Source organism: Humibacillus sp. DSM 29435, assembly GCF_001758225.1.
Lineage (GTDB): Bacteria > Actinomycetota > Actinomycetes > Actinomycetales > Dermatophilaceae > DSM-29435.
The window spans coordinates 385,197-409,116 of the sequence record NZ_MAST01000001.1 but is presented as its reverse complement, the minus strand read 5'-3'; the positions used below and the strand labels follow the sequence as shown (position 1 = coordinate 409,116).

General features: G+C 70.4%; 15 protein-coding genes. 5 read left to right on the top strand and 10 right to left on the bottom strand.

Annotated elements, in window-relative coordinates:
* The first annotated feature begins 65 nt into the window (after positions 1–65).
* From BA895_RS01910 to BA895_RS01900, 3 genes are all read left to right on the top strand, one after another.
* Positions 66–797 carry a TetR/AcrR family transcriptional regulator gene (locus BA895_RS01910; RefSeq protein ID WP_070190140.1) on the top strand — a complete coding sequence of 244 codons (732 nt, stop codon included), beginning with the start codon at positions 66–68 and terminating at the stop codon, positions 795–797.
* A 232-nt stretch (positions 798–1,029) separates the two neighbouring features.
* Positions 1,030–1,401 (top strand): hypothetical protein, encoded by a 372-nt coding sequence (locus BA895_RS01905; RefSeq protein WP_139142468.1) that lies wholly within the window; start codon positions 1,030–1,032, stop codon positions 1,399–1,401.
* A 277-nt stretch (positions 1,402–1,678) separates the two neighbouring features.
* Positions 1,679–1,927: a DUF2630 family protein gene (locus BA895_RS01900; RefSeq protein WP_070190138.1), complete on the top strand. Its 249-nt coding sequence runs from the start codon at positions 1,679–1,681 to the stop codon at positions 1,925–1,927.
* Between the two features lie 179 nt (positions 1,928–2,106).
* On the opposite strand, the gene BA895_RS01895 is transcribed toward BA895_RS01900, so the two are convergent.
* From BA895_RS01895 to BA895_RS01865, 7 genes are all read right to left on the bottom strand, one after another.
* Positions 2,107–2,499, bottom strand: coding sequence for a nuclear transport factor 2 family protein (locus BA895_RS01895; protein ID WP_070190137.1), 393 nt, complete (start codon positions 2,497–2,499; stop codon positions 2,107–2,109).
* A gap of 9 nt (positions 2,500–2,508) precedes the next feature.
* Positions 2,509–4,386 carry a glycoside hydrolase family 3 protein gene (locus BA895_RS01890; RefSeq protein ID WP_070190136.1) on the bottom strand — a complete coding sequence of 626 codons (1,878 nt, stop codon included), beginning with the start codon at positions 4,384–4,386 and terminating at the stop codon, positions 2,509–2,511.
* A gap of 69 nt (positions 4,387–4,455) precedes the next feature.
* Positions 4,456–6,117 (bottom strand): glucoamylase family protein, encoded by a 1,662-nt coding sequence (locus BA895_RS01885; RefSeq protein ID WP_083282863.1) that lies wholly within the window; start codon positions 6,115–6,117, stop codon positions 4,456–4,458.
* A 54-nt stretch (positions 6,118–6,171) separates the two neighbouring features.
* A complete protein-coding gene (locus BA895_RS01880) occupies positions 6,172–7,071 on the bottom strand; it encodes a carbohydrate ABC transporter permease (protein ID WP_083282862.1) in 900 nt (299 codons plus the stop codon).
* Position 7,072: 1 nt separating this feature from the next.
* The gene (locus BA895_RS01875) at positions 7,073–8,032 is read right to left on the bottom strand and encodes a carbohydrate ABC transporter permease (RefSeq protein WP_083282861.1); all 960 of its coding nucleotides are present in this window, start codon (positions 8,030–8,032) and stop codon (positions 7,073–7,075) included.
* Between the two features lie 3 nt (positions 8,033–8,035).
* The gene (locus tag BA895_RS01870) at positions 8,036–9,313 is read right to left on the bottom strand and encodes a sugar ABC transporter substrate-binding protein (protein WP_070190286.1); all 1,278 of its coding nucleotides are present in this window, start codon (positions 9,311–9,313) and stop codon (positions 8,036–8,038) included.
* Positions 9,314–9,384: 71 nt separating this feature from the next.
* Positions 9,385–10,425: a LacI family DNA-binding transcriptional regulator gene (locus tag BA895_RS01865; RefSeq protein WP_254666275.1), complete on the bottom strand. Its 1,041-nt coding sequence runs from the start codon at positions 10,423–10,425 to the stop codon at positions 9,385–9,387.
* Between the two features lie 245 nt (positions 10,426–10,670).
* Here BA895_RS01865 and BA895_RS01860 point away from each other — a divergent pair, with 245 nt between their 5' ends.
* Entirely contained in the window at positions 10,671–11,630 is a 960-nt protein-coding gene (locus BA895_RS01860; RefSeq protein WP_254666274.1) for a patatin-like phospholipase family protein, read from the top strand.
* 53 nt (positions 11,631–11,683) lie between these two features.
* Positions 11,684–12,757 carry a DNA polymerase IV gene (locus BA895_RS01855; RefSeq protein ID WP_083282859.1) on the top strand — a complete coding sequence of 358 codons (1,074 nt, stop codon included), beginning with the start codon at positions 11,684–11,686 and terminating at the stop codon, positions 12,755–12,757.
* Here BA895_RS01855 and BA895_RS01850 read toward each other — a convergent pair.
* From BA895_RS01850 to BA895_RS01840, 3 genes are all read right to left on the bottom strand, one after another.
* Positions 12,737–13,135 carry a VOC family protein gene (locus BA895_RS01850; protein ID WP_070190284.1) on the bottom strand — a complete coding sequence of 133 codons (399 nt, stop codon included), beginning with the start codon at positions 13,133–13,135 and terminating at the stop codon, positions 12,737–12,739. The two genes, BA895_RS01855 and BA895_RS01850, sit on opposite strands and share 21 nt — an antisense overlap.
* A gap of 107 nt (positions 13,136–13,242) precedes the next feature.
* A complete protein-coding gene (locus BA895_RS01845; RefSeq protein ID WP_070190134.1) occupies positions 13,243–16,929 on the bottom strand; it encodes a hypothetical protein in 3,687 nt (1,228 codons plus the stop codon).
* Positions 16,929–23,714, bottom strand: coding sequence for a hypothetical protein (locus tag BA895_RS01840; protein WP_070190133.1), 6,786 nt, complete (start codon positions 23,712–23,714; stop codon positions 16,929–16,931). The genes BA895_RS01845 and BA895_RS01840 overlap by 1 nt, the downstream gene beginning before the upstream one ends.
* Between the last annotated feature and the right edge of the window lie 206 nt (positions 23,715–23,920).

The following is a 23,920-nucleotide window of genomic DNA, read 5'->3' as shown; positions in this document are numbered from 1 at the left end:
TTATGGTGCACGCTGAATGTAACCCGCAACGGTGTACCTGGCAAGCAGTTGACTAGGATCTGACCATGACGATCGCGCTGCCCCGCTACCTCCAGATGCTGTGGGGCCAGGAGCCCCCGGGGCGACGCGGCCCAAAGCCGTCGCTCACGCTCACCGAGATCGGTGCAGCGGCGGTGGCGATCGCCGACGCCGAGGGACTCGACGCAGTGTCGATGAAGAGTGTGGCCGCGGCCGTGGGGTTCACCACGATGTCGCTCTACCGCTACGTCGACAGCAAAGATGAGCTGCACTTCGTCATGCTCGACGAGGCCTACGGGCCGCCCGACGTCGTCTACCGGGCCGAGGACGACTGGCGCCACCGGGTCACCTCGTGGGCCACCCGCGTGGCTGAGCAGCGGCTGGCCCACCCATGGTCAGTCACGGTGGCCCAACCGTCACCGCCGCTGACCCCCAACGTGATCGGCTGGACCGAGGCCGGTCTCGAGGCCCTCGCCAGCACGCCTCTGACGTACCAGCAACGGCTTTCCGTCATGTTGGCCGTCGATGGGTGGGGCCAGAACCACGTGCGCCAGTCGGCGCAGATGGGCCTCGTCGGCCCGGTCGATCCCGACGGGCCGCAAGGGGCCTACCTCCAGTACATCGTGCAGCTCATCGACCCGGAGGCGTTTCCGAACCTCGCCGCAGCCGGCCCGGCCGCGCTCGATGACGACACCGACGACTTCTACCGTGAGGAGTTCGAGCTCGGTCTACAGCTGCTACTCGACGGCACGGCGGCCCTCATCTCCCGACAGCGCTGACCGGCATCCCGGGTTCCCCCGCCACAGCTCGGATTCAGCTCTCGGCGGGATTCGGGGTGGGCGGCGGGCAGTGGCCGCGAATGGGGGGTCCTCTATCGGGCCGAGCTTGGAAGGGCTCTCGCCGCGCCGAGGAGAGCGGTCGTGATGACGAGCGCCAGAGGGGCTGCGGTCTCCGGGCTGACCCACCTGCTCGACCTGGCCCGTCCGACCGGTGGCCCGCACGTGATGTCCGATGACTCCGAACCCGGCGAAGCGGAGGCGGTGGCGAGTGGGCGCCATCGGTGTGGCGGCCGCCGTGAGCACTTTCGTGCTGGGTGGCCTGCTCGGCCCCAGCCTGTTTGCCACCACCCCGCCCACGGCCCACGTCGTGGCCACGGCGGCATCCGGGTCAACCGGCGCCGGGCCACTGCTGCTGTGGGTCACCGACATCGCGGGTCGGTCGACGACGGTGGCCTCCTGGCGGGTCACCCCCACCGGCGACGCCCGGGTGACGGGCGCAACGGCACTGTCCACCGATGAGATCCGGTCGCTCCAGGTCAAGACGTCCACGGGAACCACCATCGTTTCGGCCACCACCGCAACCACCACGAGGCAGGGCCGATGACGTTCGGCCCGCCACGGGGTGGACGCTTTGGACGCTTTGGACGCTGAGGAACGCAAGCGGCCCGAAGGGACGTGGCGAACGTAGAGGAGCCCGGCCCCGGTGCGGGGTCCGGGCTCCTGTCGGCGGTTAACGTACCTCAACGGGCCAGCCGCCAAAGCTGTCTGGGTGGTGCGGGGCGTCCCCCAACTCCCCGCACCATCCCTGCCCCTCAGAGCGCTCCTCGCGCTGGTTGATACATCGCATTTCGGTCCCGACTGCGTCGTGCCATAGTGGCGAGATGGCTGAAGACGTGAACATCCAGGAACACATCGGGTCGCTCATCGACGAGGAGCACCGGCTGCGCACCGCGCTCCAGCAGGGCAGCATCACCCCAGACGACGGGCACCGTCGCCTTCGGTCTCTGGAGGTCGAGCTCGACCAGTGCTGGGACCTGCTGCGCCAGCGCCGCGCCAAGCGGGAGTTCGGCGAGAACCCCGAAGAGGCGTCGGTGCGCAGCGAGAAGACGGTCGAGGGCTACGTGGGCTGAGACCTGCCCGGCCCCGGCCCCGGCCAGAATGACAACCGGCCCGTTCGACAACCCGAAAAGCCTGGCTCGCTCTCGCGATGCCAGGCTTCTGGGGTGGCGGTTAACGTACCTCAACGGGCCAGCCGCCCAAGCGTGGTGCGCGCTGCTGTGCGCTCATCACGTGTTCGGAGCCGGAGGCCCTAACCGATTGGGGCACCTCCGGCCTGCCCCGGTCGGGTGCCCACGGGTGGGGTTCGCGCCACGTCGGTCCAGACCTCGGTCATGTCCTTGATGAGGCCGTCCTCCGAAGCGACGAAGGTGGCGACTTCGAACCGTTCCAGATGGCCGTCGACTCGGGCCGTGACTGCACATCGGGCCACGGCACGACGGTCTGAGCACACCAGGTCGTGCACGACCAGGTGCTCGAACCCGGGGTACTCCACGTTCAACCGCACCCACGCGTCTTTGTCGAAGGTCTCGCCCGTGTGCGCGTACCGGCACGTGAAGTCGTCGTGCAGCAACATCGGCAGGTCACCCCAACGGTGGTCGTCGATCGCTTCGCAGAGCGAAGTCAGCAGATGGCAAGCTTCCATGCCGACAACCTAGACCTCGTGGTGAGGAGGGTCATCGGGCTCCAGCGTGAGGCCATGACCGAAGCCGAAGAGCGGATCGTCATAGCCCGCGACGTCTTCCGGGTGCTGCCGTACCTGCTCCATCGAGCGGGGTAGGTCGAAGGGCAGCCTGCCGCTCGGGGGGATCGTTCCGGTCAGGGCATCGAGCAGCGCCTCGTCGCTGGTGCCGAAACTGGCGACGACGGCGCTCGCGAAGGGCAGCAGGGGCGTGAGCACGGCCGGTCGGTCGAGCACCACGTCGACGACCAGCGGGCACTGTCGCGCCACCCGCTCCAGCCGGGCCACGAGCCCGGGCGGGAAGTCGAGACTCCCCTGGTGGAACCATGACTCGAGGAAGAGGTCTGACCTGGGCTCGAAGGGAGCCGAGAGGCGCACCACCGCGACGTCGGCATCCTCCGGGCGGTCGACGAGCTTGCCGTGGCGTTCGACTGCCGCCTGCGAGAGGTTCTCCGCGTAGACCCGCAGGCCGCTCGCGAGTGGCAACCTCGCCTCGCCCGGTTCGCCATCGACGGCGACGTTCGTCAGCACGGTCACCGACCGTGCCTGGGCCAGATACCCCTCGTCGCGAAAGTCGCGACGACCGACGGTCTCGGCCGCGACGTCCTCGTCGACGTAGGGATCGTCGAACAGTCCGAGGCGGAACTTCACCGTCAGCAACCGCCGCGCCGACTCGTCGATCCGGGCCTGCGTCACCCGGCCCTGGGCGACCAGCTCGAGCAGCAGCTCGACACACTCCTCACCCCCGAACTGGTCGGCGCCGGCCGCGAGGATCATCTCCAGCCGCGCGGGGGGGGCGAGGTGCTCGACCCCCCAGGCCCGCGCCGGCAGCACCTGGTCACCGACGTGGTTGTCGTTGACCAGCTCCCAGTCGGTGAGCACCACACCGTCGTAGCCGAGCGTTCCGCGCAGCAGGTCGGTGATCACGGCCCGGTTGTAGCCGAAGCCCACCTCGTCGACGGCGGCCCCGTCGATCTCGAGACCGACCGGCATCCCGTAGTACGGCATGATCGCCGCCGTTCCGGCCTCGATCATGGCGGGGAAGGGCGACAGGTGGTCGGCGAACCGCCCCCCTGGGTAGACCTGCTCGCGTCCGTAGGGGAAGTGGGCGTCTTCGCCGTGCAGCTGAGGCCCGCCACCGGGGAAGTGCTTGGTCGTGCAGGCCACGCTCGTGCCCGTCAGCGCGTCACCCTGGAATCCCTGCAGGTAGGCGACACCCAGCTCGGTCGTCAGCGTTGCGTCCTGACCGAAGGTTCCGGCCTGCCGAGCCCATCTCGGTTCGGTGGCGAGGTCGACCGTGGGGTGGAGCGCCGCCCTGATGCCCACGGCGACATACTCCTGCCGGGCGATGTCGGCGAAGCGCCGCACGAGGCGGGCGTCGCGCAGCGCGGCGAGCCCGAGCGGCTCGGGCCACTGCGAGAACGCCTTGGCGGAGAACGACACACCCGCGTTCTCGATGAACGCGTGACGGGGGTCGGTCGAGATCGTCACGGGGATGCCGTGCGGTGTCGTCTCGGCCAGCGCCTGCAGGTTGTTCTGCCAGCGCGCCGCCGTTCGCGCATCATGGAGGGCGTGCACGTTGAAGTGCGACAGGTGCTTTCGCGTGATGACGTCAGTCGCGGCCGACTTGCTGATGGCGCCCGGCGTCTCGAGCAGCGAACCGTCAGGCCCGGCCTCGATGACCGTGTGGAACATCAGGCCGACCTTCTCCGGCAGCGACAGCCTGGCGAGCAGGTCGTCGACCCGGGCGTCGACAGCGAGCCGCGGATCCTCGTAGGGGTCCATCGACCCGTTGCCGTTGAGGTCGCGGAACTCGACCCCGTCGTCGGTGATGCACGTCGTCGGCCGCATTCGTCAGGGCCCTCCTCGTGAGCATGGGTCAGAGATCTGGTGGGCGTGTGTCGCCATGATCAGGCGGGGTCAGGCGCACCCCGCCCCGAACTGTTCGACGCCGATGACCGGCCGCAGGGCCCGTTCCACGGCCCGGGTGCTGAAGGCACGGCGGATCACGTTGTCACACAGAACGTTACCCAACGAGCCCATGATCATTGCCTGGTCGAGCGCCAGGTAGCGCCGTGCGATCGTGCCTGAGCGCACGGCGACCGCGTCGAAGAACCCACCGCGACCGTAGGCGCCGAGCTCGTGCTGGATGCCGGCCAGGTTCCGGTAGGCCTGATGCGGCTCGTGCATCATCGCCAGGAACGACGCGTGTGGTGTCACCACGCCGTCACCGTAGGTGGGGTTGGGGTTCGTGGCGGGGCGGCAGTCGCCGTAGCCCGGGTCGTAGTTGGTGCTCTCCTGGTCGGAGAAGTAGCCGTCAGGGTTGAGTCCGAGGGCGTCCACGCCGTATTCGCGGTAGCCGCCGGCCGGGTTGCTCGAGGGTGAGAACCCCCAGAAGCCGTAGTCGGCCTCGAGCAGACCGTGCTCACGTTGGGCGCGAACGTGCAACGGGTGGTTGCGCCCCCAGCTGCGCGGCGCCCAGCGCTCTTCGGGCACGAAGACGTCCGGCATCAGCTCCTCGAACATGCTGCCACCCCAGCCGGGCACGACGTGCAGGCCGCGGTAGGTGTGCGCGCCTTCGTACACCTCTTGACCGAAGTAGGTGCGCGTGACACCGACCGGCTGCATCTCGGGCCACGACCAGTCGCACGAGTCGGGAAAGGTGCGCCAGAGCGCGTAGTAGTTCTTGGCCGGGATCTGCCCCGTGATGAGCCCGAGGTAGGTGGTGATCCGGGTCTCGGAGACGGTGGTGTCGTAGTAGTTCGGCGTGTAGGTGACGTCGGCACCCACCCCGATGTAGTTGCCGACGACGCCGACGTAGTCGGGCGGGGTCGCGCCGTCGTAGAAGCCGCCGTGGATCAACCCGCCGGGGCGGGTTGCGCTGTGCTCGTTGTAGTACATGTCCCAGCGCATCCGCTTGAACAGGCGCGCGGCGAGCGGGGCGGCGGTGCGGTCGGCGCCCTTGACGACGAGCAGCGCAGCGCCCAGCCAGCCGTTGTCGACGCTGGAGGCGAAGGGGTAGGTGATGTCACCGCTGTCGGGCCAGGTGGTGATGACGTCACCGGTGGCCTCGTCGTACCAGTTGTAGAACATGCCACTCGGCCGGTGGTGCTGCAGGCGGGCCAGGGTGTGCAGGGTGCGCATGAGTCGTGCCGTGCTCTCGCGGTGCGTGATCAGGCCGAGCTCACGCGCCACGACGGTCGACCAGAGGTAGCCACCGATGTTGGTCGGGCTGGTGTACCCCGAACGGTCTGCGGCCGCGAGCGACTCGGCGATGTTGTCGGCCGGTAGGCCGGTGCGCGAGTCGGTCATGCGCTCCAGGCTGCGCCACGTGTCGGCCGCCCACCGGCGTGACTGCGTTCGCCGGGTCGCGTCGGTGGTCGTCGTTCCGATCAGCGCAGGCGCAGAGCCCAGGGTCTGCGCGGAGGCTCGGGAGGGCAGCAACGCGAAGGCCGCGACGGATGCCGCCCCGCTGACCAGCAGGGTGCGTCGCGACGTGCTGGCTCGCCCGACAGCGCCGTGCGGCGACGCTGCCGCTGTCTCATCGGTGGAGGTGGGGAGGTTGGGCAGGGCTGCTGACATGGTTGAGCTCCGTTCGGTGGTTCGGGAAGCCGGTCGTTCGGGACGCAGCCGTGGTTACTTGATGCCCGTGGTGGCGATGCCCTCGATGAACCGCCGCTGGAAGACCAGGAACACGACGAGGATCGGGATGATGACGACCGTCGCGCCCGCCAGGAGCAGCCCGTAGTTGGTGCTGTTCTGGCCGGTCGAGTAGAGAGCCAGGGCGACGGGCAACGTGTAGTGGGTCTCCGACTGCGCCACGACGAGTGGCCACAGGAAGTTGTTCCAGCTGCCCAGGAACGTGAGGATGCCTAGCGTGGCCAGTGCCGGCCCGCAGAGGGGCAGGATGATCTGGCGGAAGATTCGCAGCTCGCCGGCCCCGTCGACCCGACCGGCATCGAGCAGGTCCTTGGGCAGGCCGAGGATGAACTGGCGCATCAGGAAGACCCCGAACGGGGCGACCAGGAACGGCAGGAACAGGCCCGGCAGCGAGTCGACGAGGCCGACGTTGGCGACGAGCACGAACAGCGGCACGAACGTCACGACGCCGGGGATCATCAAGGTGGTCATGACGGCGGCGAAGATGACCTTCTTGCCCCGGAACTCGAGCATCGCGAGGGCATAGCCGAGCATCGAGCAGAAGAGCAGGTTGCCGGCCGTCACCACGACCGCCACGATGGTCGAGTTGAGGAAGTAGGTGCCGAAGGACAACCTCGAGAACAGCTGCGTGTAGTTGTCGAGCGAGGCCTTCTCGGGCCACCACGTGGGCGGGATCTGACGCAGCTCACCCTCGCCCTTGAAGCTGCCGAGCACCATCCACACGAACGGGGCGATGACGACGACGAGGGCCAGCGCCAGGATGACGTACAGCCACCAGTGCCCGTTGCGGCTCGACCCGACCATTCCCGACTCTGAGGTCTTGATGGGATCCGGTGCCTTCGCTGACGACGGTGGGCGGCGGGTGTCGACGCTCATGTCAGGTCCTCTCTCGGAGCAGCCGAAACTGGATCGCGGTGACGATGGCGATGACGAAGAAGATGAGATAGCTCATCGCCGAGGCGAGCCCGTAGTTGCCGAAGCCGAACTGGTTGTAGGTGTACATCGACACCGAGACGGTGCTGTTGAGCGGACCGCCCTGGGTCATCACGAACGGCTCCTCGAAGAACTGCAGGTAGCCGATCGCGGTCGTCACCGACACGAAGAGCAGTGTCGGTCGTAGCAGGGGCAGGGTGACGTGCCGGAAGCGTTGCCAGACGCCCGCCCCGTCGATGGCCGCGGCCTCGTGCAGCGACTGCGGCACCCCCTGCAGGCCGGCCAGGAAGATGATCATGCCGGTGCCGAAGTTGCGCCACGACGCCATCATGATGAGGGCGGGCATCGACGAGCTGGGGTCTCCGAGCCAGTTCGGGCCACTGATCCCGACCCAGCCCAGAGCGGTGTTGATCAGGCCGCCCGGGTCTTGCAGCAGAAAGCGCCAGACCACGGCGACGGCGACGATCGAGGTGATGACCGGGATGTAGAAGCCCAGCCGGAACACCGAGCGGAACCGGGTGATGCCCTTGTCGAGCGCCACGGCGGCGGCGAGCGCGAGAGCAAGCGTGAGCGGCATCCCGATGACGACGAAGTAGGCCGTGTTGAGGGCGGCTTTGCGGAAGACGGGGTCACCGAGCGCCTTGGTGAAGTTGTCGAGCCCGATGATGTTGACGTTGAACGGGTTGCGTAGGTCGCGGGCCTTCGTGTCGGTGAACGACATGAACAGCGACTGCACCACCGGCCACGCGGTGAACGTCAGGAACAGCACGCAGAACGGCACCGCGAGAATCCAGGCGGCACGCGCCTCCCGCCGGCCGGCTCTGCTGCCTGCGGGCTTGGCCGGCGGGCCCGAGCTGTCACCCGGTACTGCCGGAACCTCCGTCGCGGTCGTCGGAAGCGACATGGCCTACTGGCCCGTCCCGATCGACTGCGCCTGCTGCTGCACGGTCTTGAGGGCAGCGGCCGGGTCGGCTCCCGTCTTGGTCACCTTCTCCATCTCGGTGTCGAAGGAGGTGATGACCTGCTCCCACGTCGCGAACGACGGCGGCGCCTGAGCGGTCTTGAGCTGCTCGCCGAACACCGCGAGCTTCTTGTCGCCCGAGAGCGTCGGGTCCTCCCACGCGCTCTGCACCGACGGGAGGTCGGTCGACATGCCGTACCACTTGACCTGCACCTTGGGGTCAGACAGCCACTTCACGAACTTCCACGACGCGTCGCGGTTCTGGGTGTTCTTGAAGACGGCCAGGTTGGAGCCACCGACGAACGACGACGACTGCTTCTTCGCAGGAATCTTCGCAACGTTGTACTTGTCCTTGAAGCCGGCGCCGCCGACCTTCTCGACGGCCGACATCTCCCACGGCCCGGAGATGAACATCGGCACCTTGCCGCTGGCGAAGTCGGGCTCCGTCGTCGGGGTGGCCGGTGCGGCCTTGTTGGAGATGCCGTCGGTGAAGAACGACTGGTAGTACTTGACCGCCTCCAGCATCTCGGGGCTGTCGAAGCTGTAGCCCTTGTCCTTGGTGAGCTCGGCGCCGTTCGACCAGGCGAAGGGCATGATCGACTGCCATGAGCCGGTGCCGCCCGCCTGCAGCCCGATGCCCCACTTGGCCCCGGCCTTGGTCTGCATCGCCTTGGCCATCGCCTTCAGGCCGTCCCAGTCGGTGGGGGCGGCGTCGAAGCCGGCCTTCTTGGCCAGGTCGGTGCGGTAGTAGACGACTCGCGTCTCGACGTACCAGGGGATGCCGAACGAGGTGCCGTTGACCTCGGTCGTCTTCTGGGCGCCGGGGAAGAACGCGCTCTTGTCGATCGACGGGGGGGTGGGGTCGAGGGCGTCGAGCCCGGCGAACTCTCCCATCCACGTCGTACCGACCATGGCCACGTCAGGTGTCTTGTTGGCGGTGATCGCTGTGGTGAACTTGTCGTGCGCCGAATCCCAAGGGATGGCAGTCACATTGACCTTGACCCCTGGGTTGGCGGCCTCGAACTCCTTGGCAAGGTCGGGCAGCTTGTCGCCCTCGGCGCCCATGGCCCAGACGGTGATGGTGCCCTTGGCGGCGCCGGTGCTGACGGCAGAGCCGGTCTCGGGGCTCCCCGCGCCGGTGCTGTCGGTGCTGCGTCCACACGCGGACAGCGTGAGAGCGGTTGCCGTGAGGCCGGCCACGGTGATGGCAATACTGCGTTTCATGAGGGTTCTCTCTTTCTCGGACGTGCTCGGGTCTCGTCGGTCGGTCAAGTGGACGGTCAGGTGGTCGCTGGTCAGGAGCGAGGAGGAGCCGGGACGCCGCCGGGCGGGCAGCCGCACGACTGGCGCAGCACGATGCGGGTCGGCAGCACCTGAGGGTCGTCGTTCACGGCACCGCCGCTCACCAGCTCGTGCAGGCGTTCGGCGGCCAGTCGGCCGAGCCCTCCCACGGGCTGACGCACGGTGGTCAGACCGGGTCGCACGTACCGGGACGTCATGACGTCGTCCCACCCGACGACGGCGACGTCGTCGGGAACGGAGTGCCCGGCATCCTGCAACCTCGTCATGATCGACAGGGCGAGCTCGTCGTTCGCACAGACGAGCGCATCGGCGACATGCTCGCCGGTCAGCATGCGGTCGGCGAAGGCGGTGCCGTCGTTCTCGCGGAAGGCGATGCGCACCGGATCGGCCGGCTTGCGTCGTCGCGACCGGTGCGCCTGCACGAAACCCGCGTAGCGGCCGGAGATGTCGGGAGCCGCGTCGGGGTCACCGACGAAGAGCAGGCGCTTGCGACCGTGCTTGAGAACGTGTTCGGTGAGCTGCGCGGCGCTGGAGGTGTTCTCGGCGGCGATGGACTCCACACCGGCACGGTGCTCGCCGGCGATGACGACCACCGGCTTGCCGGCCTGCAGCACCCGCTGCACGCTCGGCTGGTCGACCACCTCACCGAACACGGCGAGGGCATCGACCCGGGTCGCAAGCTGTCGCACTGCCCGCGGCAGGTCGCTCTTGCTGTCGGCCAGCAACAGGATGACGCTCTGCCCGAGCTCGGCCGCGCGGGCCTCGAAACCCATCAGCAGCTCTGCGTAGTACGGGCCGGACAGCTCGGGGAGCACGAGCCCGTGCGCCTCGTGGTGCCGCACGGCCAGACTGCGGGCGGCGCTGACCGGCACGTAGCTGAGCGTCTCGATGGCGTCGAGCACCCGTTGGCGGGTGCCGGCCGCGACGACCTCCGGCCGTTGGATCACCCGCGACACGGTGGCGATCGAGACGCCGGCGTGCTCGGCCACCGAGTAGATCGTGGCTCCCGAGCCGGTCTGGCGAGCGATCGTCACAAGCGTGGTCCCCTCGGGTCTCGTCGTCGAGATGGGCGAGCGCCCGGGCCGGTCGGATTCTGACCGACACCTCTGTAAGCGCTTACATCCGTGGTCCATAGTGCCCGAACCCGCGGTCCGAGCGCAAGGGGGCCGGTCCGAAAATCGCCCTGGCGCCGGCTGCCCGAGCTGGTGGCCGAGCGTCACCGAGCGTCCCGAAAGAGACCCCTGGCCGCTGCGACGCGCGACCGCATTAGTGTCGAAGGGTGGCAGGCGAAGGGATGCGCGCGGCGGTCGTGCTCGGGTCAGGAGGCGCACGTGGGTATGCCCACGTGGGAGCTCTGGAGGTGATCCGCGAGCGCGGCTTCGAGGTCGTGGCCATCGCGGGAACCTCGATGGGAGCCCTCGTCGGTGGCGTGGCGGCGGCGAACAAGCTCGATGAGTACACCGACTGGGCGCGCAGCCTGACCCAGCGCGAGGTGTGGCGGTTGCTCGACGTCAGCATCATGTCGCCCGGCGGAGCCATCCGGGCCGAGCGCATCATCGCCAAGGTCGGCGAGATCCTCGAGGGCGCCATGATCGACGAGCTCGTGATCCCCTACACCGCTGTCGCGACCGACATCAACGCACGACGCGAGGTCTGGTTCCAGCACGGCATGGTCGAGCACGCGATTCGTGCGTCCATCGCCATCCCGGGCGTCATCACGCCCGTGGTCGTGAACGGTCGCACGCTCGTCGACGGCGGGCTGATCAACCCGGTGCCCATCGAGCCGACGGCGGCGGTCGACTCCGACCTGACCATCGCGGTCTCCCTCTCGGGTGCCCGGGTCGCGAACGAGCCCACGACTCCCGTCAAGGTCACCGCCGAGCATCGCCCCCTCGAGGAGATCGCTGCGCGACTGCGGCGAGCCACCGAGTCGATCGAGTCGGAGCGGTTCAGATCGATCGCGACCCGGCTCTCCGTGGGCTATCGCAAGGGGTTGGTCGATGATGTCGTCGCCCCCGAGCCGCAGGCCCCCGATCTCGGCATGCTCGACCTGCTCACCATGTCGTTCGACACGATGAGCGCCCTGATCTGTCGCTTCCGGATGGCCGCCAACCCCCCCGACGTGCTCGTCACCGTTCCGTCCAACGCGGTGCGCACCCTCGACTTCCACAAGGCCGCCGAGATGATCGACCTCGGCCGCACCCTCACCACCGAGGCCCTCGACCGCGCCGGCTACTGAGGCCTCACCCTCACCCTGGCCCTGTTGTCGGCGGTGGAGGGCAGGGTGGTGACGTGATCCTGCACGCCGATGCCGATGCGTTCTTCGCGGCGGTCGAGCAACGCGACGACGCTCGCTACCGCGGCGTGCCGATGGTGGTCGGTGGGCAGGTCGTCGCGTGCGCGAGCTACGAGGCACGGGCCCTCGGCATCCACGCCGGGATGCCGTTGGGCCAGGTGCGTCGGCGGTGGCCGGCTGTGCTCGTGGCGCCGGTGCGAGGGGAGGCCTACGCAGCGGCGTCGGCCCGGTTGTTCGAGGTGTTCCGGCGGTTCACGCCGCTCGTCGAGCCCGGTTCGATGGAGGAGGCCTTCCTCGATGTCACCGGTCGCGATCGCGGCGACGTCGCCGGCATGGCCGAGGCGATCCGGGCGGCGGCCCGTCGGGAGGTCGGTCTGCCCGTGAGCGTCGGCGCGGGTCGCACCAAGCTCATGGCCAAGCTGGCCAGCCGTCGTGCGAAGCCCGACGGGGTCGTGGTCGTCGACGCCGAGCTCGAGGCCCGGGTGCGCCCCCGGCTGCGCCTTGACGACCTGTGGGGTGTCGGGCCGGTCACCTACGAGAAGCTCCACACGGCAGAGATGTTCGTGGTGTCAGACCTCTACGGGCTGTCGGTCGACGACCTGTTGAGTCGTGGCCTGTCGACCGCCATGGCGAGGCGGATGGTCTCCATCGCGGCCGGCACCGACGACGCGACGATCCGCCTACCTGGCCCGAGGGGTTCGGTCGGCGCGACGCGCTCGTTCCCGACCACCCGCACCCGATCCACGGTCGAGGCTGTGTTGTGCGCCTCGGTGCAGCGGGCCCTGGCCCGGCTGAGCGACGACGAGCGGTTGCCGACCCGTCTCGAGGTGGTCGTGCGCTACGACGACGGGGTGCAGGTAGCCCAGCGCGGCCCGCTGCCCGAGCCCACCACCGACCCCGCGATCGTCGGGGCGGCGGCGCTGGGGCTGCTCCCACGAACCGGCTGGGAGCAGGACGGTCGTGGCGTCACCCTGGTCGGCGTGACGATCCCGCTCCCCAAGCCTCGCCCCGACCGCCACAGGGCCGCAGCAGGCGGCTCAGCAGGCGGCTCAGCCCCAGGCCTCGGGTGAGGGTCGGCAGAGACAGAACGGGTGACCGGCCGGATCGGCGTAGACCCGAAACCCCCGCTCGGGTGACGGCTGCGGCGCCTCCACGGGGTCAAGAGCGGTGCCGCCGAGCTCGAGCACCCGGCGGTGGGCGGCGGCGATGTCGCCGACCTTCAGATCGAGGTGCGCCTGCTGTTGGCCCCTCGGCCAGTCGGGGGGCTCGTGGTTCGGGGCGAGCTGGGTGGCGAGGTCGGGGCCGTCCCATCGAACGGTGAACCAGTCTCCTTCCGGCTGCGCCAACACCGAACCACCGAGCAGGTCGGCGTAGAACTGCGCCACCCCTGCCGGGTCGGCGCAGTCGAGAGCGAAGCTGCCGAACGTGACGACACTCTGGTCATTCATGGCGTGCTCCTGGGTCGCGGCGACCGGGTTGGCCACCTCATTCCCACGACCTTGCCACCCCACGCCCACAGCCGTCACGGGGCCTAAGGTCTCGGTCCTGGTCTACGTCAGACGGAGCCGGTGGCCGTGGCGGTGGCGCCGTCGGGGTCGGTCAGGGTGACGGCGATACTCAGCGGGGCGAGCACCGGGATCCAGACCGCGAAGCGGGCGGTGTTGAACGGGGCCCGGCTCCGCACCACGTGGATCGCGCCGTCGGACGGGAAGATCGGGAGCCCGAGCGGAATGGCGGCCAGCACGAAGTCGCCCTCGACGACGGTGAGCAGCGGCCACCGGATCGGTCCGAGCCGGCCACCCCCACCGAAGACGCGGCGTTTGAGGGCCCGCACGTGCATGACCACCCCGGCCGCCGCCGCGGCGCTCGCGTCGGAGTCGACGCCGACGAGCACGCCAGCCGGGCGAGCCGTGACACCGGCGATCGTGACCGTGAACGGTGGGGGCGGCACCCAGCCGGGCACCGCCACGACGCGCTCGGTGACCCGGCCGAACGGGTCGAGCAGACGCAGCGTCACCGTCACCGGGTCGGTCGCCACCGGGCGCCGGAACCACAGCGCCAGCGGCGTCCGACCCGCTGTGCGCACACCGCGCTCGATGACCGGCGTGGTGTTCGCGTCAGCGGGCGGGCTCGTCAGGGCCGACTCGGCAAACGTCGAAAGCGCCACCGCCGGGAGCACCACGTCGCCGGCAGTTCCGCCGAGGCGGTGGGCACCGCTCGCCAGAACCCCGACGGGTGCGCTCGTGGAGGTTCGCACGACCACCCCATCGTGATCGGCGCCCCAGAGGTCGGCGGCCAACCCGTCGAGGTCAGGTGGCGTCGACGGAGGCACCAGCACCGACCCGATCTCGGATGCCGCTGACGTCACGCCACGCACGCCCTGTACCGGCAGCGTGTCGACCGGTCTCGCCACGGCCCGGATGAGCCACGGGCTCCATGACGAGGTGAGCACTCCGCTCCAGGTGGCTTCGTAGATCGGGGCGTTCGTCACCGGGTCGGTTCCCGTCGGTGGGCCCACCACGGCCACGGAGGCCACTGGCGGACCCATGCTCTCGCGGTCTCGGGCCGCTGCTTCCGACCGGGTGGCGAACACCAGGAACCGGTCGACCGGAGCTCGGCTGGCACTCAGCAGCCGCACGGTGAGCGACCCGTCGTCGTTCACCACGGTGCGAGCGAGCGGCGGAGACGGTTGCACCAGACGGGGCGCGATGGCCGCCTGGAGGTGCAGGTGGGCGTCAGGGTTTCCGGCGCCGGGCCAGGGCGACTCGATCCCGGTCATCGACTGCGTCGTGACGGTGAACAGGTGGATGTCGGTCGAGCCCTTGGGCAGAGCCACGTCGACGCTCGTAGTCGACACGTCGACCTCGCGGATACGGCGGAAGGCTGCTCGTCGGGCCGTCTCCGTCAGCTCGTCGTACGCCGCCCACAGGGCAGCGAGCCGCACGCCGGGAGGGTCGGTCTCCGGTGCCTTCGGGGTCAACCCGCGGTGCAGTCGTAGCGCCGTCTCGGAGACCTCCCAGACGACCGAGGTGCGCACCCCGCCTCCGCCACTCCCACCGGGCAGCGACCAGTGCACCCTGATATGCGAACACCCTTGCGAGTCAACGGTGCTGCCCAGGGGCACGCCAGGTGGGGCGGGCGGGGGCAGGGGGACCACCGGCACCGGGCTCGCGGCGACGGCGCGGGCCGGATGGGTGTCGCCGGGCACCCACGCGGTCGGCGAGACTCCGACCGACAGGTGGCTGCGGAGCCAGACCCGAACCCCCCAGCGACCGGTGACGGTCCAGTCGAGGGTGGGGATGGCCGCCTCGATGGCGTAGCGCCGGCCACCGTCGCCCTGCCCGGGACCGGCCGGGACGACCGTGGTGCCATCAGCCGAGAGGGTCGAGACCGTACAGCCGTTGGGCGTGGGCGTGTCGCTGGGAAAGCTGAGGGCGAAGTCACGGCGGAAGCACCCCGGAGGGGTCGGTGCCTCGGGGCCGAGCCCGACCGGAGGTTCGGACAGCGCCGTGGCCATCGGGAAGTAGAGGGCTCGCCCGACCACGTGGGCCGGGGTGCGCTCGGCCCAGTTGACCGCGACCTCCAACCGGAGCGTGCCGGGGCAGGCCGCCGCGTTGCCGCCGAAGCTGCTGTCGAGGGCCAGCGAGACCACGCGCGGCGCCTGCGGCCCCGGTTCGTCTCCGGCGTAGGCGACATCGCGCCACGCCGACCACACCCCGTGGACATCGACGAGCGTCACGCCGTAGCCGACATCCCTACCGCCACTGCCGATCGGGATGTCGACCCCGCCGTCGGCGAACGCGATCCGGTCGTGGCCGGCCTCTCCGGCCGGCGCGTCGGGCGACAGGCTCAGTGGTCGGTAGCCGCCGGAGTCACGCGGCGGCGCCAGGCACTCGGCCACCGAGCCGGACGCGTCGTACCGGCCGAGCACGCCGGCGCTGACGCGCCCGAGCAAGGCGGTGGTCGGCAGGGCGTCCCACGACACACGCACGCTCTCACGCCACGGCTCGTTGGGGTGGGCCGGCCCGACCAGCCCGACGCGCTCGGCCTCGAGCCCCGTCGCCGGGGCGCTGATGACGTGCGGCCCGACCTGAGGGGCGTAGGCGGCGAGCCGGCCCTTCCCGCGCCGCGGGCGTCCGAGCGAGCTGTAGTCGGCGGTCACCATGAAGTCGATCTGCTGCTCGCCGTTGGGCCAGTAGTCGACCGGCAGCCGCGTGTCGAACCCGTAGGTCGTGCCGAAGCCGGTCGCCAGATTCAGTAGTGGGTCGGTCTGGGCCGGCAGCACGAGCAGCGAGAACGGGCGGATCGTGGCGGCGGTGTCGAGGCTCGAGCTGCGCCCGTCCTGGGTCGGGCCCGCCACGGCTCGCACCTGTTCCAGCGCCCACTGGGCCCACTCGCGCACACCGGCGGCATACATCGGCTCGAGCTCGGGCAGCAGCTCGGCGCAGACCTCCTTCACCAGCGCTTCCGGGTCGGCGCTCTGCCAGGCGGGGGCGATCCGCCCCGACTGCGTGAGCGGCCACCAGCCGAACGGCGGCGCCCCCCGCTTGAGACGGCCGACCGCCGCCTCCACGGGTGAGGTGAGGTCGTCGAGCAGGCCCTGGGGGCTCGAGTCGTAGGCGGTCGCACTCCACGGGTCGTCGCACGGCAGCCCGACGAGCTCGACCGGCTTCCAGTCGGGCGCGTTCACGACGTCGGCCAACGACGCGAGCCGCACCGAGGTGACCGAGCCGTTGTCGACGCGCACCGAGGTCGCGCCCGAACAGCGCAGCCGCACGACCGTCGGGTCTCCGCTGCCCGCCGGCACCGGCACCGCAGCCACCAGGTCTCGCAGGGCTCCCGAGGTGCGGTGCAGCTGCACCCGGGTCGCTCTCGCGATGTCGACCGGGGTGTACTGCACTTCGACCACCGCGGCCTCCACCGGCCCCCAGGTGAACAGCACACCCTCGGCGTCGGCTTCGGGGCTCAGATCCACCCGGGCCAGGGCGTCGTCGGCACCGAGGCGCGTCCAGACCGTGAAGGCGCCCCGCGGCACGCCCAGTCGGCGGCTGCACGCCCACCACACGTGCACGTCTCCACCCCGTCGCTTGGCCGCCTCCCGCACGTCACCCTTGGGCATGACCTGCTCGATGAAGGGCGACTGCGACTGGCGCAGAAAGGCGATCTGCCGCTCGAGGGCAGCGCCCCAGTCGAGGCGCATCGCCTCGGCCCGGAAGAGCCAGCTGTTGGCGATCAGGTCCATCAGTCCTCCACCTCCCATGGTGCTCGCAGCAGGGCGATCCGCACGGCCGTCGCCCGCTTCTCGGGAATCGAGGCCACCGCGTCGACGGCGACGACGAGGTCGAGCCGCACCTCCTGCCCCCGAGCGCCGGGAGCGAGCACGGCGATGGCACGGGTATCACCGGGGCAGTGGATGATTCGCGTGATGGTCGCCCTGGGGAATTCACCGGCCGCTACGGGTGTCGTGCTGTCGGCCAGGAACAACCACTGGCCCAGCACGGCCTTCCACCACTGGTGGGTCGGGTCGAGCGCATCGACTGGGCCGGTGACCACGGTCGGCAGCAGCCTCGAGCGCCAGAGGGGCTCACTCGACTCGAGCACGAGCGCGATCGGCTGAGGCACGGCATCCGCCGACCACAGCACGTCGACAGCGGGGAAGGTCGGCGTCTGCGGCACCGACAGGCCGGCCGCCTGGAAGGCGGTGTCGACCTCGTCGCCTGTGGGCCGGTCGGGCAGGGCGGACAGCCCGGCGGGGGTCGGTACGAGACGTCCGCGCACCGTCGCGGGGGCGATGAACGACACCAGGTCGTCGAGGTCACGGAACCGGGAGGTCGTGAACCCGATGCGGTGGATGCGGTTCTCGGTCGTAAGACCCTCCCCCGCGCCCGCCGCGTGCACGTCGACGAGGTAGTCGGTCAGGGGCTCGAAGTCGTAGGGCAGCTCGAGCACCGTGTGGTGCGCCCACTCACCGACAGCGTCGATGCACCGCATCCCGTCGGTGATCGGCGCCAGGTCGCGAACCGCCTGCTCCCACGGGGTGCGAACGGTGAGCTGGGTGGCGTCGGTGAGGTACTCACCCACCTCGAGGGGAACGACGAACCCTGACCCTGGGGTGCCTCCAGGCGGCGCGGGGTGAGCACCCGAGGCACTGCGCACGACGACCTTGAGCTGTTTGCCGTACGCGGCGTAGAGGTCGCCGACCTTCTGTGTGGCGAAGGCGATACGCACAGGTTCACGGCAGAACCAGCCCACGTCGTCCATGCCGGGCGCGGTCGTCAGCAGCCACGGCGCGAGGTCGTGTGGATACTGGGTGGCTGCGTCGGTGCGGAACCGGAACGACTGGGTCACGGCAGGCTGCACCGTTCCCGGTTCCGTCGAGCCGGGTTGGGCATCCCCCTTCTGCCACGCCGCCACCCACGCGATGTCGAGGGTGTAGGTCGTCGACGGCGCGAAGAGCGCGTGGTCGTCGGGGTCCTGTGTGAGCGCGGTCTGCAACGCCTCCTGGTCCTGGGCCGTCGTCTCGGTGTCCCAGCTCTGGCGCCAGCCCTCCGACCCGACGACGCCGGTGGCCGCCACGACGTAGAAGGGCGCTCTGGCCTTACTCCGTCCGGGAAGCTGCTCCTCTCGCCAGCCGATCACGACCGAGGAGGCCAGGTCGGGCAACCGGTCGAGGTCGACGAGCACGAAGGTGTGGCCGACCGTCGATGTCGCACGCACCCGGGCTGCGTAGGAGCCGGCGCGGATGACCGGGTCGGCCCACGGGCCGCCAGGGTCGACCCAGGCCGGGGGAAGCGGGTGCGCCGCGCCCACGAGGTCGGCGGGCTCGACGTCACGTTCGAACAGGATGCCGCCGTCGCTCTTCTGCGCCGCGATGACGAGCCCGCCCGCGAGGGCGCGCTCGGGCACGAGCAGCAGGAAGCTCGCGGCGTCCAGCCCCGTGCCCGGGGTGAACCGCACGGCATCGCGCAGCTCGTGAGGGTCGAACCCCGACTCGGACCAGGCCGCTTTGACCTCGCCCCGGTCGTCTTCGGAGCCTCTCGGGGCCGGGTCGAGCGAGTCGCGCCAGGGAGCCCTGAGAATCGCTCCGCGGCAGCCCAACCGGCCGTCGCCGGCCGCCGGGTCCCACGAACGAGAGGCGAGCGTGGCCTGCACGTCGACCAGGGCCACCCCCTCGTCGAGCACCTCGAGAGCGACGTCGGCGGGGGCGGCCGACCACGCGCTGGCGAGAGCGCTCGGACGACCGGGGTCGTCGGCGGCCAGAGCCGGCCCCAGCCGCGCGAGCCCCGAGAGCTGCTGCGCGCCCTGCCCCACCTGCTCGACCTGCCCCACCTGCTCGACCTGCCCGCGCTGGCACGGCACGGCATCCGCCAGCACGACCGCGGGATCGGTGCCCTGGATGAGGTCGATGACGGCGTCGCCCGTGCGCCACGGCTCGGTCACGGTCAGCCCGCCCTCGACCGGCGCCGATCGGATCGTGTCGGGCGGGTCGGGCCACGGGATGCCGGTCAGCCGCCAGCCGGGAGCGCTCGGGCCCGTCGGCTTGCCGTCAAAGGTCCACAGCACCGGAGCGGCCGGAGCGGCGGGTTGGCACACCGTTCCCCAGCGGTCGACGACGGAGGTGGTCAGCTGCTCGCCGTAGGGCAGGGCCCTCGAGAACGGGGTGGGAAGCCAGTCGAGCAGGGCCAGGGCCGTGACCGGAACGGTGGTGCCGGCCGGGGCTCCGGTCCACCAGGAGCTGGGGGTCTTGCCCTCTGGCGGCGGTGGGAGCAGCGGGCCCTGGAGCGTGACCGAGGCCACCTCGTAGCGCCACCAGCGGTCGCCGATGCGGGTCCACGGGTTGGCGGCCGCGCCGTTCTGACCGAGTGGCTGACCGCCCAGCACCGAGTTCGCGACGACTCGCGGGGGCGTGGAGAAGCTGATGACGGGGATGGCGTCGAGGGGCACGACCGGGAGCGGGGGCGGGCTGGTGGTGGCCGCGTCGACGGCATCCCCGATCTTGGCGTCGACGGCACGACCGGTGGCGGTGCCCTCGACCAGCGCGGGGGAACGGGAGACGAGGCTCACCCCGGCCACGAGCGGCTTGGCGGCCGGGTTGTCCTCCGGCTCGTTGCCGATCGTCAGTGACACGCACCCCTTGATCTCGAAGAAGAACAGGTCGACCGAGCCGCACACCTCGCCGTGTACGTAGGGGTCGTCGTGCACGACCCCGTCGATGGTGCGCTTGCCGACCATGACGGTCAGCTCGGCCGACGCGCCGATGCTCACGACGAAGAGGCGCAGCTCGCCGCGGACGTAGATCTTGCCGGCGACGAAGAAGGGGTCGAAGCCGACGATCGCGTCGAAGCCGCCCGCCACCTCGAGATAGAGCCGGGCGGCCTTGCTGCCCATGAGCACCGCGCTGATGTGGAAGCCGGTGGCGATGGCCAGGCCGTTCGGCACGCTCGGGAAGCCGGGCACGGGGATGCTCACGCCGTTGCCGTGGATCATCAGGTAGCCGCTGCCGCTGATCACGTCGAGCACCTCGACGGTGACGCGGTCCTGGTAGGTGCCGAGCTCGACGAACCAGTCGGGCACGTGGTTGGTGTCGAAGAACGCAGTGACGGGGATGCGGATCTTGAGGATGGCCTCGATCTCGTACTCGGCGACGATGCCGATCGTGATGGTGCCTCGGCCGAAGTCGAGGTCGAGCACGGCGAGGAAGGTGGCGCTCTGGTTCGGGTCGCCGAGGCTGGGCGGCAGCTTGAGCACGTCGGCCTTCATGACGAAGAGCAGCCTCGGCCCGGGCACCTCGATGACCACGAGGCCCTTGAGGTGCACGACGAAGCCGCCCTCGAGGGTTCCGACGAGCACCCCTGCCGCAAAGGCGAACCCGCCCTGATGCAGCTGCCAGCCGGCGCCGTCCATCACTCCGCCGGGGCGTCCGAGCTGGTCGCGCAACCAGTCGAGGGCCGGCACCTGCCCCGTGCCTTCGATGCGGGTGTGGTTCACGCCGACCCCGAACATGAACCCGAAGATGCCGAGCCCCGAGCTGCCGAGCACGAGGGGCACCGGAAACTCGATCTCGGCGCCGAGCAGCACTCCGCTCAGGCCGGTCGCGTCACGGCGGAAGGTGAAGGTGGCGCTGCCGCGCACGTGGATGGGGATGATCTGCAGGTCGAAAGAGCCCGAGAAGCCGCCCGGCTCGAAGGCCACCTCGCCGCTGCCGGTGATGACGTTGGCGATGTCGATGCTCGCGCCGAACTTGGTCAGCTGCAGGTCGAGCGGGGGCCCGTCGACGCGCGCCCGCACCCGCACCGTGTCGATGGTGATGATGCCGAGGTCGAGACCCAGACCCACCTCGACCTCAAGGTAGGTCGGGTTGTCACGGCTGACCCGCACACCGAGGATGCGGAGCACGTTGTCGAGCGGTGGCACGGCTGAGAGCGAACCGGCGGGGATGTCGAGTGAGTAGCCCCGGCTCGGGTCGAAGATCGGCAACGGCACGTAGTCGAGCGAGCCCCCTGCCCCGGCGCCCCACTGCGAACGCACCCCGATCGCCTTGTAGCGGGTGACGATGGGCTGGGCCGGGTCGACGCGCACGAGGGTCAGGTCGAACCAGAACGCGATCTCGAGGTCGAACAGCAGGCTGACCTGGGTGCCGCGGTCGGAGGCGGTGGTGGTGCCGTCGGCCCCGAGGACGCCCTGGCTGACGACGATCTCCGCCCCCCGAAGCGTCAGCCGTTTCGTGTGGATGAGGTCGCTCGCCCCGAGCGCGATCGATCCCAGCGCGACGACGGCCCCCGCTGCGGGCGACAGCTCGGTCGCCGACGAGGTGAGGGGGGCGAGGATGCTGAGGGCGCCGAGCACGTTGAGCGTGACCGCGTTCGACTGGCTGTCGGTCATCTCGGCGAGCCCGTCGAGGTCGCCCTCGGCAGCCCGGAACTCACCGTTCACGACCCACGAGCCCTGGTCCTCCGCGATGCGCAGCCGCACCAGGAAGGCGACGATGCCGTCGCTGGGGTTGCGAGGGCCCGACCGCAACGGGGCGGTGCCGTGGGCCGCCAGCCGCTGCTCCGTGGCGGTCTCGATGTCGAACTCGCCGTACACCTCGCACCGCACGAAGGTGCTGCGCACGAGCTCGACCCGGGCGCCCAGCTTGTGGAAGCAGTCGGGTCGGCCGGGGTCGTGCGGGGGTGGGTCGGTGTCCACGGCAGGGGGCGGGATGCCGCGGGCCACGTCGCCGGTGACGGTGACGGCCGCAGGTGGGTCGGCCGTCACCGCCCGCCCCCGCCACCATCCCGGTGAACCCGGCTGGTCGGGCACCGGATCACCGTCGAAGGTCTCGGGGTGCTCGGCCCGCTCGGTGCCGAGCGCCTCCCCCTCGGTCAGCGCGGTGAAGCCGGCGTCGGTGAGAGCGTCCAACATGGCCGCCCGGCGACGTTCGCTCAGGTGCAGGTTGTGGTCGTGCTGGGCCTCGACGCCCTCGTAGGAGGCGTAGCCGCTGACCGTCAGAGCGGTGGCCGCCCCCACCACCGCGAGCCGGGCGCGGGCGTCGTCGAGGAAGGTCGGCGCCCCCGCCGGGTGGGTGCGGTCGATGGAGGGGTTGGCGTGGGTGTTGGCGGGGTTCACGGCGTAGTCGTGGCCCTCGTCGGGCTTCGGGTGGTCGAAGAGGAAGTAGCAGTCGAGCGACTGCGTTCGACCGGCGATCGTCGTGGCGGTGACGCTGACCGTCGCGCCGGCGGCGACCGGCACCGTGGCCTCGCTCTCGTTCGAGGCCCCGCCGCCAGCCCACGACCAATCGGCCGCGACGCCGCTCCCGAGCCGCAGGGTCACACTGATGGCGGTCTGGGACGCGACGACCATCCGGTCGGTCTGGTGAGAGGTGTCGGTCAGTGTGACCGGCATCCCGCTGACACCCGGGGTGACCGGCTCGATTCGCCGCGTGGCCGCGAAGGTGCGGGTCGTCGTGTGCAGCGCGGCGTCGGTGGCCGTGACGATGATGGCGAGGCTTCCCGCCGGTGGCGTCGTGACCGTGACGCGGTCGACGTTCGGGTGCGCGACCCCGTCGACGCCGATCGTCAGGGTGATCGGGGCCAGGCCGCCGTGAACGTCGACGTAGAGGGTCGAGATCTCGGGCAGCTGCGCCGCCCCGACACCCGGGTCGCCGATCGGCTCGCCGGCAGCGGTGGCGAAGTGCACGTCGACGCCGGGGTTGGTGCCACGGTTGACGACCTCGGCCTCGAACACCCCGGTGACGCCCTCGTGGATGCCGATACCGATCCAAAGGTTGCGCACCCCAGCGCTGACGGCGATGCCCTCCATCCCGTTCGGCGACACGAAGAGACGCGCCTCCGGCAGGTAGAAGCCCTGCCAGTCGCCGGGCATGGCCCGTGCGCCCGCCGGCACCCCAGGCCCGGCCGTGCCCGACAGGTCGAGCACGGCTGTGCGAAAGGCGAACCCGACGGCATCCGACGGGCCGAGCAGGGCGTAGGGCGGGTCCATCCGGATGAACTCGTAGATCTGGTCGACGGGCGGGCCGCCGGTGCTGGCCGACAGCACCGAGAAGCCCACCGAGCCGCCGGCGAGCTGCTTGAGCTGCAGCCGCAGGGCGGGCAGCACGAACCCGACCGACGGCTTGCTCGGGTCGGCTCGCAGCTGTCCCTGCGGGTCGAGCATCGCGCCCCGCAGGAACGGCAGCCGCACGAGGAACGACGGCGACCCGACGCGCACCCGCCAGCCACCGTCGGTCGACCCACCGGGACCGTCGAGGTGCAGGCCGACCTCCGCCGTGACGTGCGGGTCGGTGAGCTCGATCGGGGTGCCGGTGGATCCCTGGCCCGCCCCGAACCCACCGGTGCGCGGGTCGAGGGCGAGTGGTCTGGTCAGGTTCTGGTCGGCGGTCCAGCTGCGCCACGTGCCGTCGGCGTCGGTCGTCTCGGTCGGGCCCGACCCGGTCAGGTCGTCGAGCAGCGGGCGGACGCCGTCGAGCGCGCCGGAGTCGCGAAGAGGTTGCGGTAGGTCGTCCCACATCGACATGGCGTTGCTCACCTGTCGTGATTGGAGCCACGAGACTGCTGAGGAACTGCGATGAACGAAGCTGCGGTGCATCGAGCGTGCAGAGACTGCGTCACCCTGGCCCTCAGCCGCGGTCGGCGGTGAACGGCGCCGGGGACGGTCGGCGTCTCTTCTGATGGTGCGAACCGGCCCGTTGGCCGATCCTCCTCACGCTACTCGGATGCCGTCGTGGTCGTGGG

Bases quoted from the DNA above. Each gene is read 5' to 3' on its own strand.
- BA895_RS01890 (WP_070190136.1), bottom strand. From the start codon at position 4,386: ATGCGGCCGACGACGTGCATCACCGACGACGGGGTCGAGTTCCGCGAC.
- BA895_RS01910 (WP_070190140.1), top strand. From the start codon at position 66: ATGACGATCGCGCTGCCCCGCTACCTCCAGATGCTGTGGGGCCAGGAG.
- BA895_RS01895 (WP_070190137.1), bottom strand. From the start codon at position 2,499: ATGGAAGCTTGCCATCTGCTGACTTCGCTCTGCGAAGCGATCGACGAC.
- BA895_RS01900 (WP_070190138.1), top strand. From the start codon at position 1,679: ATGGCTGAAGACGTGAACATCCAGGAACACATCGGGTCGCTCATCGAC.
- BA895_RS01905 (WP_139142468.1), top strand. From the start codon at position 1,030: ATGACTCCGAACCCGGCGAAGCGGAGGCGGTGGCGAGTGGGCGCCATC.
- BA895_RS01870 (WP_070190286.1), bottom strand. From the start codon at position 9,313: ATGAAACGCAGTATTGCCATCACCGTGGCCGGCCTCACGGCAACCGCT.
- BA895_RS01845 (WP_070190134.1), bottom strand. From the start codon at position 16,929: ATGGACCTGATCGCCAACAGCTGGCTCTTCCGGGCCGAGGCGATGCGC.
- BA895_RS01875 (WP_083282861.1), bottom strand. From the start codon at position 8,032: ATGTCGCTTCCGACGACCGCGACGGAGGTTCCGGCAGTACCGGGTGAC.
- BA895_RS01850 (WP_070190284.1), bottom strand. From the start codon at position 13,135: ATGAATGACCAGAGTGTCGTCACGTTCGGCAGCTTCGCTCTCGACTGC.
- BA895_RS01885 (WP_083282863.1), bottom strand. From the start codon at position 6,117: ATGTCAGCAGCCCTGCCCAACCTCCCCACCTCCACCGATGAGACAGCG.
- BA895_RS01880 (WP_083282862.1), bottom strand. From the start codon at position 7,071: ATGAGCGTCGACACCCGCCGCCCACCGTCGTCAGCGAAGGCACCGGAT.